Origin of the sequence: Pseudomonas sp. VE 267-6A (genome assembly GCF_024126555.1) — a bacterium.
Taxonomy (GTDB): Bacteria; Pseudomonadota; Gammaproteobacteria; order Pseudomonadales; family Pseudomonadaceae; genus Aquipseudomonas; species Aquipseudomonas palmensis.
Window position 1 is genome coordinate 1 of the sequence record NZ_JAMYBY010000008.1, and the last position, 14,830, is coordinate 14,830.

A 14,830-nucleotide genomic window follows, 5' to 3' on the forward strand; every position below is an offset into this window, starting at 1 on the left:
TGACCACCGGGCCGTACACCGCGCACGCGGCGAACTTCGCCCATGTGGGGCCCAAGAGCCTGGCCGGGACCTTCCCCGAGCCGCCGAAACCGGGCAAGGGCGATCTGGAGTTGCTGTACCAGTACGCCAACAGCAAAGGCGTGAAAACCGGCGACTACAACGTGACCGACGCACTGGGCAAATCGATCAAGGGCACGCTCGACGCCGACGGCTTCAACCTCGCCAGCGGTGCCGCCCTCGGCCCGCTGTGGGCCGACTTCGGCCTGGACCCGGCTGACACCTGGGCCGAAGCCAGCCACTTTGGCGCCAGCACGTGGCCGCTCAGCCCCTCACTCGACGATATCGCACCCGGCCAGCAATCAGTGGTCGGCGAGGTGCTGGGCGCGGCCAGGGATGGCCTGGAGAACGGCAAGGCACTGGTGCAGCAAGGCATGGACAAGGGCAAAGGACTGGTACAGGACGTTATGGCACAAGGAAAGACAATGGCCCAGGGCCTCATGGGCCCCGGTGGCTCTGCAGTGATGGACGATGGCAAGGCGCTTGCGGGCAGCGGGCTGCAACTGGCCAGAAGTGGCCAGGCGGCCTTGCAGCAGGCACAGCAGGTGGGCGCTGCACTCAAGGGCGAGCCTGCCGCGATGGCCGGCCTGGCCAGTAGCGTGGTGCCCGGCGCAGCGGCGTCGCTGGAAGCGGCAAGGGCGCTCAACACCTTGCCCGGTCTGGCCCAGCCGACCTTGCCGAGCAGCCCGGCCAAGGCTCTGGCCAGCCGCGAGGTGCTGGCATGAGCGAGTCCGCCAAACCCCGCGAACCCCAGGTCGCGGTCGCCCCGCTCAACACCATCGACGCCAAGGACGTGGGCCGCGGCGCCGCCGAATTCGACGCCTGGCTGCAATCGATCAGTGGTGGCACCGTCACCCTGGAGCGCATCAAGTCCGTGGCCGGCGCCTTGCCGGTGGTGGGCAACATCATGGCCCTGGTGGATGCACTGGGGGACGTGGTCACCCTGGTCAAGAGCAAGCAGCGCGAGGTGCTGGACTGGGTCAGCCTGGGCATCAACCTGATCGGCGTACTGCCGGCACCGCCGACCATGGCGGCCGCGCGCATGAGCCTGCGCCCGACGTTGTTCCTGGTGCGCCAGGAGCTGCGCAACAGCGCCAAGATGCTGCTGGGCGACTCGCTTATCCAGGTGCTGATCGGCCATTTGAACGCCACCATCGCCGGCACCATCGACGACTTCGTCACCCAGGCCAAGCCCAGGCTGGCCGAGATTCTTGACGCAGCGGGTGCGAAGGGCACCCAGATGCTCGGCGAAATCGCCGACGGCCTGGACGCCGTGGCCACCGGCCAGCTCGATGCCAGGAGCGACCGCACGGCGATGAGCCAGCAGTTGTCTGCGGCTGGCGACCAGCTCACGCACAGCCCCAGGGCGGCGATCAGGAATATCTTCGGTGCGATGCACAGTGCCTGCAAGGCTGCGGGCAAGGGGGTGGTGAACAGCGCCGTGAGCAAGTTGGTGTCGGATGACATCAAGGCTCAGGTACTGGCCCAGACCGGGCAGTTGCGCAAGCTGGGGCCGGAGTTGGCGCGCCAGTTGAACAGGCTGGCGGACCCGTCGCTGGCGATGAGCATCGGTTCGATGCTCAATGTGCTGGATGGCGCCGTGAAGGGCTTTCGCAAGCGCAACAAGAACGGGCAGTCGGGCGTGAGCAAGCCGGGCACCGTGACCCAGGTGGAACGGGAGAAACCCAAGGGGGAGCTGGGGGCGACGGCCAGGCAGCATGAGGCCGTGGCTTCGACCAGCCCGCTTCCAGATACCTGCCCGATCCCGCGCCCAGCGCCCAAGGCGCACTCAGGCAACCACATCAGCTTTGCCCTGGGTTCGGAATTCATCATCCATACCGACTTCAGCCTGCCGGGTGCATTTCCCATCGAGTGGCAGCGTATCTACCACTCGCGCCTGGCCGAGTACGACCAAGGCAACCTGGGCGCTCGCTGGGTCACGCCGTTCACCACCTGCATCGATGTGGTCGGCACGGGTCTACTGTTTCACGACTACGATGGCCGTAGCCATGCGTTCGACCTGCCCAAGGTCGAGAAGGCGCAGTACAACGCTATCGAAGACCTGCTGCTGGTTCGCAGTCGTGAAGACGAACTGGTGATCTGCCGCGGCTTCGTGCGCAAGGAACACTATCTGCGCGTGGGCGAGCGCTACTACCTGCAGAAGATCCTGTTGCAGAACGATGCCGGCTGCATGCTGCATTACGAGCATCGGCACGAGGGCCGGCCGGTACTGTCCGACATCATCACCTTTCAAGGCGACATGAGTGACGTGCTGCGTCACCTAGGCACCCTGATCGATGACCATGGCCGTATCACCGGCCTGTGGGAAATGCGTGACGGCCAACCGCTACGCCAACTGTGTGCCTATCACTACGATGCCCATGGCGACCTGGTCGCCGCGCAGGATGAACACGCAGGCACCTGGCACTACCACTATCAAAATCACCTGGTGACCCGTTACACCGACCGTACCGGCCGGGGCATGAACCTGGAGTGGAAGGGCAGTGCGTTCGATGCCAAGGCCATCCGCGAATGGGCCGATGACGGCAGCTACGAGTTGCACCTGGAGTGGGACAGCAACATTCGCCTCACCTACGTCACCGACGCCCATGGCCAGGAGACCTGGTACTACTACGACATCCTTGGACATCTGTACCGTGTGCGTTACCCCGACGAGCGCTCGGAGTGGATCTTTCGCGACGAGCGCAAGCACATCGTTCGGCATGTCCACGTCGATGGCAGCGAAGACCGTTACGACTACGACGAGCAAGGCAGCGTGGTGCGGCATATCCGTGCCGACCACAGCCAGGTTCACTTTGCCTACGATGACCGCCGTCGCCCGATCAGGATCCGCGACGCCGAGGCCGGTGTGTGGGAGCGCCAGTACGACCTCAAGGGCAACCTCAGCGAAACCGTCGACCCGCTGGGCAACAAGACCGAGTTCGCCTACACACCCTCCGGTCTGGTCAAGGCGATCAAGGACGCCAACGGCAACGAAAAGGCGCTGGTGTACAACGACGCCGGGCAACTGGTCGAGTACACCGACTGCTCGGGCAAGACCAGCAAATGGGCCTATGACGATATCGGGCAGTTGGTGCAGTTCACCGATGCCGCCGGCAACAAGACCCAGTACACGTACAAGGCCGGCCAGCTCGCCCTGGTCATCCATCCGGACAAGACCGAAGAGCGCTTCGAGCGCGATGCCGAGAGTCGCCTGCTGGCCCACGTCGATGCCCTCGACCGCTGCACCACCTGGACCTACACCGTCGCCGGGTTGCTCGCCGAGCGGGTCGACGCGGCCGAAAACACCCTGCGTTACCGCTGGGACAAACTGGGCCGCCTCACGGGCCTGGAAAACGAAAACGAAAGCCACGCCAGTTTCCGCTACGACCCGGTCGGCCGTCTGCTGGAAGAGAGCGGCTTCGACGGCCTCACCACGCGCTACCAGTACGACACGAACACTGGGCGCCTGACCTCCACCCACGTCGGGCAACGCCGCCTCGACGTCACCTTCGATCCCGTCGGCCGTCTCATTTCCCGCGTGGCCAGCCAGGGTGACCAGCGCGAGGAAGAAACCTTTGCCTACGACGGCAACGGCAGGCTGATCCAGGCCATCAACGCCGCGAGCAAACTGCAGTGGTTCCATGACGAGGCCGGCAACCTCGTTCGTGAACACCAGCACTACCTGGCCACCGGCACCCCGATGGTCGCGGTGTGGCAGCACGAGTACGACGCCCTCAACCTGCGTACCTCCACCACTCGTCCGGACGGGCACAAGGTCAGCTGGCTGACCTACGGTAGCGGTCATCTGCTGGGCATGACGGTCGATCAGCATGAACTGCTGGCCTACGAGCGCGATGACCTGCACCGCGAGGTTGTGCGGCATCAGGGCAACAGGTTGAGCCAGACCCAGGCGTGGGACCCGGCGGGGCGCCTGCAGGAACAGCTGCTGGGCAGCCAGGACGGCAAATCGACCCTGCTCAAGCGTGAGTATCAGTACGACGCGGTAGGCCAGCTGAGCGACATCCACGACACCCGTCGTGGTCATCTGGCCTACCAGTACGACCCGATTGGCCGCCTGTTACAGGCCACCAGCCGCCTGGGGGTGGAGACCTTCGCCTTCGACCCGGCCGGCAACCTGCTGGACGACAAGCACCACGAGCCGACGCGGCCGCTGGAGCGCACGCCCAGGCGTAACCGTCTGATGGACAACCTGCTGCGCGAGTATGCGGGCACGCATTACACCTATGACGAGCGGGGCAACCTGAGCCATCGGTTGCACAACGGTGTGCAGGCCCGGTTCACCTGGGACCTGTTCGACCGTTTGCAGGCTTACAGCGACGACAAGCTCAAGGTCGAGTACAGCTATGACGCCCTTGGGCGACGGTTGCACAAGCACTCGACGGCGCATTACTGGAACAAACCTGAAGCCGGTACTGGCTGGAACCAGCTGGAGCGAGCCAAGCGCCAGCGCGAGCTGAACTGCGGCTTCACCCTGTTCGGCTGGGACGGCGACACCCTCGCCTGGGAAAGCTCGCCTGCGCAGGATGAAGGTGACACCGGGCGCACGGTGCACTACCTGTACGAACCCGGCAGCTTTGTGCCGGTGGCGCAGGCTCTGCGCAAGGCCCCGATACGGTTGTACAAGGAGCCGGACTGGAGCAACCGCCCCTACGACATCGATCAGGACCCGCTCTGGCAGCAAGCGGCCTCACCACAACCCTTTGATGCGATTGCCTGGTACCAGTGTGACCACCTGGGTACGCCGATGGAGCTGACCGACCACAACGGCGACGTGGCGTGGTCGGCGCAGTACAAGGCGTGGGGTGAGGTGAAACAAGAACGTTCGGCCTGGGCGAAACAGGTGGGGTTGAACAACCCGATCCGCTTTCAGGGCCAGTATCACGACCATGAGACGGGTCTGCACTACAACCGGTATCGGTACTATGATCCGGCGGTTGGGCGGTTTGTTGGGCAGGATCCGATCAGCTATGCGGGTGGGTTGAACTTATTCGTATACGCACCAAACCCTATTGATTGGATCGACCCTTGGGGGCTGGCGCGGATCAAAAACGCAGTTGAGGGAGATAGGCGGCATCAGGAGTTTAATGCGGAAATGAGAATTAAGCATCCAAATGCCACTATTCAAAGTGAATGCTACTTACGGGACTCGAATGGCAGATCTGTGAAGGATCCTGAGACGGGAGAGCGACGTAGAGTTGATACTGCAATCATTGAAGGCGGCGCTGCCACAACTCATGAGGTTACTAGTATGAGCGCAGATAAACGCGATCAAATTGATAAGGAACGTCGGATTCGCGAAGCCGGTGGGGTGTTTGTCAAAGATCGAAGTACGGGGGAATTGGTCCCTGTATTAGGAATTTCAACAGTTGAAAGGAGAATCTAAATGTATTCGGATTATACAGTCTGGGATATTGACGGCGTGTTGGAGGCGTATCGTGAAGTTCCTGAGTGGAGAGAAAGTGTAGAGATTGGTTATAAGTCACTTTTTTTGTTTATGGAGAGAAATGGTCTTCTTAATTGTAAGGTGAGTAATGAACTGGGTGAAGTGGTTAAGCGCTCTATTAAAGCAAGCGAAATAACTGAAGAGGGGCGACTCCTAACACGAGGGCCAAAAAATCCAGTGGGGAAATGGATGAGATCTAAGGGGGGGCAGAAAAATCCTCCCGACATGAAAATTCTAGAAAAAGCACTAGCAGAAATACGCGCTAGTAAGGCTGCTGAAAAAAAATCTTGACTTTATGAGGTTTCGAGAGGGGCGGAATGCGGTTACTAAGAAATGATGTTAGGTCGGGTGATGTTTTTTATATTCCGGCCATGTCAAAAGATGGGCGTGTAGGCTTTGTTCTGGCACGGTTTATTGAACACGTCGAGTGCAATCTGGGTGCTCTGATAGAAGTATTCAAGAACTTCTATTTGGAACCACCGAAAAATATTCATGAGGTTGATTTATCAGAGAGATTGTTTCGCCCTATCTTATGCTCACTTCGGTTTTCCGAAATACCGAGGTGGAAGATTTTGTTCAGTGATCCAGAGTATGTAAGAGAGGATTCAAATTATAAGGATATAGTTATCGAGCTCCATTCAGAATGTTGGGTTGGTGGAAAGAGTGTTCCTAAAGCAATCGGGGATCGTGGTTTCTCTCGTTCTGCTAGTTGTGAGGGAGCGACTTGTTGGAGAATGCATCATATTATTTTTCGTGTGAATGCGCATCTGTCAGGAATTCTAGGTGGCCAAGATCAGTTTTTGATGGAAAAACTTCCTGAAAATATGAGGATTGGTAACAGCGAAGCTGAGCAGAAAGTTATTGGCTTAGCTAACGAGGTGGACACTTTGTTTAGGTCGTGGTCAACCAGGAAGAGAACTAAATAGAAGGATGAGTGCATTTGCTGGGCAGCCAGGACGGCAAATCGACCCTGCTCAAGCGTGAGTATCAGTGCGACCCGATTGGCCGCCTGTTGCAGGCTACCAGCCGGCTGGGGGTGGAGACCTTCGCCTTCGACCCGGCCGGCAATCTGCTGGACGACAAGTGCCACGAACTGACGCGGCCGCTTGAGCGTGCGCCCAGGCGCAACCGGTTGATGGACACCTGCTGCGCGAATATGCGGACACGCATTACACCTATGACGAGCGGGGCAACCTGAGCCACCGGTTGCACAACGGTGTGCAGGTCCGAAAGCAGTTACTGGCATGTGAACGAAAATACAAGCGACCTCATGCGGCGTGATCGACCAGGCCATAGCGTGCCAAGGAGTTGGATCTCAAATTCTGTTACATGATGGAGCCGTTTCAGGGTGTTACCGATCTGGCGTATTCGCAGGACAGCGCAGTGTCCTCAGACGTGTTGAAAACCTGCTTGAATCACTACTTGCTGCACGATGATCTTCTGGACGTGAGTCAGGGCCACCAATACAGTGCTCAACGCGGGATTCTTGTAGCCTCCAGTGATGGATTTCGAAACCGAATGTCAAAAACGCGTGTCATCGGCACAACGCTTTCTGCAATCGCTTCTGCAGAGAAGGAACTGAACAGAACGTTCCCCACATCCTTTTCCCGCTGGCTGCTTGCCAACAATGGACGGTCACTGGGTGGCCTGGTGGTGTTTCCCGTGTTCGACAGCCGAGACCCGAGGAAGACCTGGGACTCGATCGTCCGAAATTACACGTCAGGGTGGCAGGCGTGGCTGGAAAATTTCTCGCAATCGCCTGAGCGTTTTGCACCGCTGTTGCCCTTCGCAGAGTTTGGAACAGGTGATTATTATTGCTTTGATTATGACGCGCGAGGCGCCTCAGGCGAACCTGCCGTGGTGTTGTGGGATCATGAAACGGGCAGTGCCCGCCGTGTTGCGGATGACTTTGAGCAATGGCTGAGTAGCGTTGATCCTGCTCCTTAACGATCATCAGTAGCCCTGGATGGCTTGAATGTTTGACAGCGACTATGAGGATCTGGGCTGCCCAGCGTGATACCCGCTCGATGACGCCCGCCTTCCCACGACATGCAACGGCATGTTGATGTTCAGCCCTCTTCCAATCAGGCACCATCGGACGTGAGTGCAAAGGCCTGCACCTCCACACGTAATACATCCCATCACACAAGGACGGACCCACCTCATGAAAGACATTGTTCGCCTGGGCGATGCCACCACCCACGGTGGCGTGGTACTCGAAGCCTTTTCCAACACCAACCTCAATGGCAAGCCGATTGCCGGGGTAGGGCACAGCGTCAGTTGCCCCCTGTGCAAAGGGGTATTTCCCATTGCCGAGGGCAGCAGCACCTACAGCGTCGGCGGTACGCCCGTGGCGCTGGATGGCATGAAGACCGCCTGCGGCGCCGCGCTGATCGCCAGTGGCCCCAAGGGCGCAGTCATCAGCTAGGCATTGCCCGCAACGTGCACTTTCCCCCCCCGGCCGCACCGCCAGTCGCGACGATGGCCGGGGTACCCAATTGTGTCTACAATCAGCTCCTTTGATTGACCTACTTACTGGAGCTCACGTTTTGGCTCAATACGTCTACACCATGCATCGGCTGAGCAAAGTTGTGCCGCCGAAGCGGGAAATCCTCAAGAACATTTCGCTGTCCTTTTTCCCCGGCGCCAAGATCGGCGTGCTCGGCCTCAACGGTTCGGGTAAATCCACCCTGCTGAAAATCATGGCCGGCGTCGACACCGAGTTCGACGGCGAAGCGCGTCCGATGCCCGATCTGAATGTCGGCTACCTGCCGCAAGAGCCGCAACTGGACCCCACCAAGACCGTGCGTGAGGTGGTCGAAGAGGCCGTCAGCGTGATCAAGGACGCCCAGGCCCGCCTGGACGAGGTCTACGCCGCCTATGCCGACCCGGACGCCGACTTCGACAAGCTGGCCGCCGAACAGGCCAAGCTGGAAGCGATCCTGCAGGCCAGCGACGGTCACAACCTCGAGCGCCAGCTGGAAGTCGCCGCCGACGCGCTGCGCCTGCCGGCCTGGGACGCCAAGGTCGAACACCTGTCCGGTGGCGAGAAGCGCCGCGTGGCCCTGTGCCGCCTGCTGCTGTCGGCCCCCGACATGCTGCTGCTCGACGAACCGACCAACCACCTGGATGCCGACTCGGTCGCCTGGCTGGAGCACTTCCTGCACGACTTCCCGGGCACCGTGGTCGCTATTACCCACGACCGTTACTTCCTGGACAACGTCGCCGGCTGGATTCTGGAACTCGACCGCGGCGCCGGTATTCCTTACGAGGGCAACTATTCGGGTTGGCTGGAAGCCAAGTCGGACCGCCTGGCCCAGGAGTCCAAGCAGCAGTCGGCCCATGAAAAGGCCATGAAGGAAGAACTGGAATGGGTGCGCAAAGGTGCCAAGGCCCGCCAGTCCAAATCCAAGGCGCGTCTGCAACGCTTCGAAGAAATGCAGTCGCAGGAATTCCAGAAGCGCAGCGAAACCAACGAGATCTACATCCCGGCCGGCCCGCGCCTGGGTGACAAGGTCATCGAGTTCAAGAACGTCACCAAGGGCTACGGCGACCGCGTTCTGATCGACAACCTGTCGTTCAGCATGCCAAAAGGCGCCATCGTCGGTGTGATCGGCGGTAACGGCGCCGGTAAATCGACCCTGTTCCGCATGCTGATGGGCAAGGAGCAACCGGACTCGGGCAGCATCGAGATCGGTGAAACCGTGCAACTGGCCTGCGTCGACCAGAGCCGCGAAGACCTGGACGGCGGCAAGACCGTGTTCCAGCAGATCTCCGACGGTTCCGACCAGATCCGCATCGGCAACTACGAGATTCCGGCGCGTACCTACGTGGGGCGCTTCAACTTCAAGGGCGGCGACCAGCAGAAGTTCGTCAAGGACCTCTCCGGTGGTGAGCGTGGCCGTCTGCACCTGGCGTTGACGCTCAAAGAGGGCGGCAACGTGCTGCTGCTCGACGAACCGTCCAACGACCTCGACGTCGAAACCCTGCGTTCGCTGGAGGAAGCCCTGCTGGACTTCCCGGGCGCCGCTATCGTGATCTCTCACGATCGGTGGTTCCTTGACCGTGTGGCTACCCACATCCTGGCCTACGAAGACGATTCGCAGGCGGTGTTCTTCGAAGGCAACTACACCGAGTACGAAGCCGATCGCAAGAAGCGCCTGGGTGAAGCCGCTGCCCAGCCGCACCGGGTACGGCACAAGAAACTGGCATGACCTTCACGGTCTTGCACTGAAACGGGGCCTTCGGGCCCCGTTTTTTTTGCCTGGAATCCGGGTGAATCCTTCGCCGGCAAGGCCGGCTCCTACAGGGTTGTGCGGCCTGCTGTAGGAGCAGGCTTTGCCGGCGAAGGTGTATACATTTATAGAAATGCACCATTTATTTCCATAAAAACGACATTTTGCCCTGTTGCGGTGCGAGCGGTTCTTGGTAAAGTCCTGAAAAAACTAATAAGTCCAACTCTATCTGGTGAATGTCTAAATGATCGAATCCGTCGAAGACTTCCTCGCACGCCTGCAAAAACGCGACCCTGCCCAGCCCGAATTCCATCAGGCCGTGGAAGAGGTACTGCGCAGCCTGTGGCCCTTCCTCGAAGCCAACCCGCACTACCTGCAGGCCGGTATTCTCGAACGCATGGTCGAGCCGGAGCGGGCCATTCTGTTCCGTGTATCGTGGGTCGACGACAAGGGCAGGGTGCGTGTCAACCGCGGCTACCGCATCCAGATGAGCAGCGCCATCGGCCCATACAAGGGCGGCCTGCGTTTCCACCCTTCGGTGAACCTCGGCGTGCTGAAGTTCCTGGCCTTCGAACAGGTACTCAAGAACTCCCTCACCTCGCTGCCCATGGGCGGCGGCAAGGGCGGCTCGGACTTCGACCCCAAGGGCAAGAGCGACGCCGAAGTCATGCGCTTCTGCCAGGCATTCATGAGCGAACTGTACCGCCACATCGGCGCCGACCTCGACGTGCCGGCCGGTGACATCGGCGTAGGTGGTCGCGAAATCGGCTTCCTGTTCGGCCAGTACAAGCGCCTGGCCAACCAGTTCACCTCGGTGCTGACCGGCAAGGGCATGAACTACGGCGGCAGCCTGATTCGCCCCGAAGCCACCGGCTACGGCTGCGTGTACTTCGCCGAAGAAATGCTCAAGCGCGACGGCCTGCGCATCGACGGTCGCCGCGTGGCCATCTCCGGCTCCGGCAACGTGGCGCAATATGCCGCGCGCAAGGTCATGGACCTGGGCGGCAAGGTCATCTCGCTGTCCGACTCCGAGGGTACCCTGTACTGCGAAGCCGGCCTGAACGATGCGCAGTGGGATGCGCTGATGGAGCTCAAGAACGTCAAGCGCGGCCGCCTGAGCGAGCTGGGCGGCGAGTTCGGCCTGGAGTTCCGCGCCGGCCAGCGCCCTTGGAGCCTGGCCTGCGACATCGCCCTGCCGTGCGCCACCCAGAACGAGCTGGACGCCGAAGACGCACGCACCCTGCTGCGCAACGGCTGCATCTGCGTGGCCGAAGGCGCCAACATGCCGACCACCCTGGACGCCGTGGACCTCTTCATTGAAGCCGGCATCCTGTTCGCCCCGGGCAAGGCCTCAAACGCCGGCGGCGTGGCCGTCAGCGGCCTGGAGATGTCGCAGAACGCCATGCGCCTGCTGTGGACGGCCGGCGAGGTGGACAGCAAGCTGCACAACATCATGCAGTCGATCCACCATGCCTGCGTGTACTACGGCGAAGAGAACGGCCGCATCAACTACGTCAAGGGCGCCAACATCGCCGGCTTTGTCAAGGTTGCCGACGCCATGCTGGCCCAGGGCGTGGTCTAGGCCTGCGGCTCGATGGCGACGACCTCGATCAGTTGATCACCCGCCGGTCGTCGCCACAGCACCTCGTCACCGGGCGCTGCCCCCAGCAGTGCCCGGCCCAGGGGTGACCCCCAGTTGATCAGGCCACTGGCGGCATAGGCCTGGTCTTCGCCGACCAGTTGCACTTCATGCTGGCGGCCTTCTTCATCGACAAACACCACCCGGCTACCGATCTGCACCTTGCTCTGCGAGGTGGCGGGTGCGGCCACCTGGGCGCTCAGCACGCGGGCGCTGAAGTAGCGCAGGTCGCGCTCGACCTCGGCCAGGCGTTGTTTGTCGGGGTCGCCCAGCAGCGTGCTGCGCAGGGTCTCCAGTTCGCTGACCCGCTGCTTGAGCAGGGTCAGGCCCTGGGCGGTGACGTGGTTGGGTTGTTCGCTGATGCGCCGCTCTACCGGTTGATTGGCCTGATCGGCGGCCTGGTCTTCGTTGACGAATGCTCGGCTCATGGTTGGCCTCCTTTGTAGGAAGACCATGATGCGCGGTCACCGGTTGCATCGAATGTTCGAGGGCGACCTATTGGCGTCGATAGGCGCGGGCGGCGTCGCGGTCCTTTTCCTGCTGCCACTGCTGGTCGCGCTCGTCCCAGTGGCGGCTGCGGTAGGTGTCCTGGTCCTGGCTCTGCTGCATGGCCTGGCACTGGCGAAAGCCGTCGTCCCAGCCGGTCTCGTACTGGCGGTCGTGCAGATAGCGCGGCACGTCCTTGCGAAACTCGCCCATCATCACGCCTGCGGCCTGGTGGCCGCTGCTGCAACCGGCCTGGAAGCCGTCGGCGTAGGGGGCAGGGTAGCCTTGCTCGATCAGTTGATCGTGGGTGCTGGCGCAACCGCCCAGTATCATTGCCACCAGTACCCAGTGCCCGCGCATGTTCGAACTCTCCACCTGTTGGGGGGAAGTCTAGGTGCTGGTGTGTGCAAGAGAGGTCAAAAAGATGTCAAACAATTGGATCGCATCGCGGGTCAAGCCCGCTCCCACAAGGTTTCTCACTGCCCTTGTGGGAGCGGGCTTGACCCGCGATGACTTCAGTAGTTGTACCACTTCACCTCGAGCATCACCTCGTTCTGCGCCGTCGCCAGCTGGCTGAACTCGCGCCTGGCACTCAGGCGCAGGCCCAGGTTGCGCGACAGTTCCCACTGCTGGTTGAGGCTCAGGCTGCGGCGGACCTCGCCATTGGTGAAGTAGTCGCCCTTGGCCTCCAGGCTCAGGTTGCCCAGCCCGTTGCGCCACAGCACGCCGGTGTTGAACCCTGCCGCGGGTGCGATGAACCCGGCAAAGTCATTGTTGTGCTCCACCCGCACCGTGCCCAGGGCAAACCCGAGCATGTCCTCGCCCAACTGCCAGGTGCCCCCGGCGCCGCCATTCACATGGCTGACCAGCACCTCGTTCTCATGCTTGCCCAGCACCCGTTCCAACCCGCCGGCCACCTGCCACGACCACGGCTTGAGCAGGTCGTTGCGCGGCGTCAGCGAGCGGATCGTGGCCAGGTCCAGGCGCTGCACCTGCCAGTCGTTGTGTTCGTACTGGCGCACCTTCAGTTGCAGGATCTCGATCTGCGCCCCCAGTGGGAAGCCGTAGGCGTTGTCGTTGAGGTCGTGATAGGCCATGCGCAGCCCGTACTCGGCAAAGGCCCGGTCTTCTCGGGTACCCACGCCCAGCTGCCAGGTGCGCGACTCGTGGCCGTCCTCCGGCAGCCCGGGGCGTTCGATCTGCAACGGCGGTGGCGGGTTGCGGTTGATCGCGCGCAGCAGTTCGAAGCTACGCCTGGCCCGCTCCGGGTCGCGCTCCAGGCCATTGGCGCGGTAGCGCTCCAGGCGATAGGCGGCGTCCTGCACCAGCGCCTGGCGCTCGCGCGGCAGCTCGGTGAAGGCGGGGCTCTGCAGTTGCGCGGTGTCGGCGCTCACGGCCAGCACCTGCTGCTGTTCGGCATGGTCCAGCGGTTTGGCCCGCTCCAGCAGCTCGCGCTCGCGCGATGGGCGGTAGTCGGTACGCGCCACCAGCCCGGACTGTTTCACCGCCTTGACCGTGTCGGTGGGGATCGCCGTGAGCGGGAACTGCGAGGTCAGGTCCAGGCTCGGCCGTGCCACCTGCAGCAGTTCGAGCAGGCGATACGAGCAGTTTTCGTCGAAGAAGAAATAGTCGAACTGGATCTGCTTGAGTTCCCAGATGTGCTCGACCATGCGCCCGGTTTCCTCGGGCGTGAGGTTCAGCCGGTACTCCCACAGGTCGCGGTTTTCCAGGCTGCGGTACTCGGACAGCTTCTCCTGGTAGGGCACCAGCGCGAACAGGCCGGGGTAGCCGCCCATCAGGCCCTTCCAGGCATACAGGATGCTGTTGTCGTTGCCCTCGATGTAGGCGCCGAAGTTGATCGCGTAGCTCAGCAGTGCGGTGTTGTCGCTCTGCACGTCGGCCTGGTCGATACGCAGCAGCGTGTGCCCGAACATCGACGAGGGGCTGTTCAGGTAGGCCGCCGGGAAGATCATCACCGCGCTGTGCGGCGACACATCCGAGTACCACTGGGTGTAGGCCGTGCAGTCCGGCGCCGGCAGGTCGGTGAGCTGCAACTGCTCACGCAGCCAGCGGGTGCGCGCCGGGAATACGCATTGCGCGTGCTGGTCGCCCAGGCTGGCCGGGGCGTACAGCGCCTCATAGGTGGCGCGCAGTTCCTGGTCAGGGTGGTGCGCACCGTCCTTGGCCAGGAAGAATTTGGGGTCGTCCACGTAGCTGCGCCATCCGCCGAGCTTGGCGGTTTCGTAATGGCCCAGGGAGATCCAGTAGCGGTCGTTGGCCAGTGCGTGCAGACGAGCATCGTCCAGCACGGTAGCAGCGTGCAGCGGGGCGCAGGCACAGAGCGCCAGGTAGGCAAGGCGTTTGAGCATGTCGGGCAACTACGTCTGAATGATGCCGATAGAGGCGGGCAAACAAACCCGCCCCGTGGTCGGGGCGGGTGTGCCGAGCTTAGGCCGGGGTTGCGTATTTGGCCAGACGGGCGTCGCTTTTCAGGACGGCGAGGGTGTTGGTGTGAACATCTTCAGCGGTAGCGTCGGCTGTGGTGAAGATTTCCTGGAAGTGCTGGTGGGTCACGGCCGCGAAGTGCGCACGGTCTTCCGGTGCGACGCCCAGTACCACCGCGTAGGTGGTCAGTGCTTCGCCCTGGCCTTGCGCCATGTCTTCGGACAGCTCGTTCATCATGCCATTCATGGCGAACCAGGATTTGCCGCCATAGGTCAGCGACGCATTGGTGGAGCAGCCGTTGGTGCCCGAGGTCATGCCGAAGGTGGCGTTGCCCGAGGTACCGTTGGTGGTGGATGCGAGGAAGTGAGCCGGCGTGCCGCGTTGGCCCTCGAACAGCATGTTGCCCCAGCCGCAGTCCGGGCCGCCTGGCGCCTGGGCCATGGCGTTGAGCGAAACCGCGGTGAACAGAGTACCCAGAAGAATCCGTTTCATAGCATTGTT

General features: G+C 61.6%; 12 protein-coding genes and 1 pseudogene. 9 read left to right on the forward strand and 4 right to left on the reverse strand.

Translation table 11 applies throughout. The features are described 5' to 3' along the window. From NJH59_RS10760 to gdhA, 9 genes and pseudogenes are all read left to right on the forward strand, one after another. Positions 1 to 782: pseudogene (locus tag NJH59_RS10760) on the forward strand (type VI secretion system tip protein VgrG); the annotation flags it as partial. Continuing rightward, a complete protein-coding gene (locus tag NJH59_RS10765; protein ID WP_253086768.1) occupies positions 779 to 5,464 on the forward strand; it encodes an RHS repeat-associated core domain-containing protein in 4,686 nt (1,561 codons plus the stop codon). The pseudogene NJH59_RS10760 and the gene NJH59_RS10765, both read left to right, overlap by 4 nt. After that, a complete protein-coding gene (locus NJH59_RS10770) occupies positions 5,465 to 5,815 on the forward strand; it encodes a hypothetical protein (RefSeq protein WP_146095045.1) in 351 nt (116 codons plus the stop codon). A gap of 26 nt (positions 5,816 to 5,841) precedes the next feature. Beyond that, complete coding sequence (locus NJH59_RS10775; RefSeq protein ID WP_253086769.1) at positions 5,842 to 6,450, forward strand: hypothetical protein; 609 nt, start codon at positions 5,842 to 5,844, stop codon at positions 6,448 to 6,450. Between the two features lie 14 nt (positions 6,451 to 6,464). Then, positions 6,465 to 6,722 carry a hypothetical protein gene (locus NJH59_RS10780; RefSeq protein WP_253086770.1) on the forward strand — a complete coding sequence of 86 codons (258 nt, stop codon included), beginning with the start codon at positions 6,465 to 6,467 and terminating at the stop codon, positions 6,720 to 6,722. 110 nt (positions 6,723 to 6,832) lie between these two features. Further along, a complete protein-coding gene (locus tag NJH59_RS10785; RefSeq protein ID WP_231390903.1) occupies positions 6,833 to 7,471 on the forward strand; it encodes an SMI1/KNR4 family protein in 639 nt (212 codons plus the stop codon). Between the two features lie 217 nt (positions 7,472 to 7,688). Further along, a complete protein-coding gene (locus NJH59_RS10790) occupies positions 7,689 to 7,952 on the forward strand; it encodes a PAAR domain-containing protein (protein WP_054916267.1) in 264 nt (87 codons plus the stop codon). A 121-nt stretch (positions 7,953 to 8,073) separates the two neighbouring features. Further along, the gene (ettA, locus tag NJH59_RS10795; RefSeq protein ID WP_043860207.1) at positions 8,074 to 9,738 is read left to right on the forward strand and encodes an energy-dependent translational throttle protein EttA; all 1,665 of its coding nucleotides are present in this window, start codon (positions 8,074 to 8,076) and stop codon (positions 9,736 to 9,738) included. Positions 9,739 to 10,003: 265 nt separating this feature from the next. Then, on the forward strand, positions 10,004 to 11,341 hold the full coding sequence (gdhA, locus tag NJH59_RS10800) for an NADP-specific glutamate dehydrogenase (RefSeq protein WP_043860208.1): 1,338 nt from the start codon (positions 10,004 to 10,006) through the stop codon (positions 11,339 to 11,341). Here gdhA and NJH59_RS10805 read toward each other — a convergent pair. The 4 genes from NJH59_RS10805 to NJH59_RS10820 form a co-directional block, all read right to left on the reverse strand. Next, positions 11,338 to 11,826, reverse strand: a complete 489-nt coding sequence (locus tag NJH59_RS10805; protein WP_253086771.1) for a GreA/GreB family elongation factor — start codon at positions 11,824 to 11,826, stop codon at positions 11,338 to 11,340. The two genes, gdhA and NJH59_RS10805, sit on opposite strands and share 4 nt — an antisense overlap. Before the next feature lie 67 nt (positions 11,827 to 11,893). Next, positions 11,894 to 12,244 (reverse strand): hypothetical protein, encoded by a 351-nt coding sequence (locus tag NJH59_RS10810; RefSeq protein WP_253086772.1) that lies wholly within the window; start codon positions 12,242 to 12,244, stop codon positions 11,894 to 11,896. Positions 12,245 to 12,399: 155 nt separating this feature from the next. Further along, positions 12,400 to 14,253, reverse strand: coding sequence for a DUF4105 domain-containing protein (locus NJH59_RS10815; protein ID WP_058540658.1), 1,854 nt, complete (start codon positions 14,251 to 14,253; stop codon positions 12,400 to 12,402). Between the two features lie 79 nt (positions 14,254 to 14,332). Then, on the reverse strand, positions 14,333 to 14,821 hold the full coding sequence (locus NJH59_RS10820) for a DUF3015 domain-containing protein (RefSeq protein ID WP_043860212.1): 489 nt from the start codon (positions 14,819 to 14,821) through the stop codon (positions 14,333 to 14,335). Positions 14,822 to 14,830 lie beyond the last annotated feature (9 nt).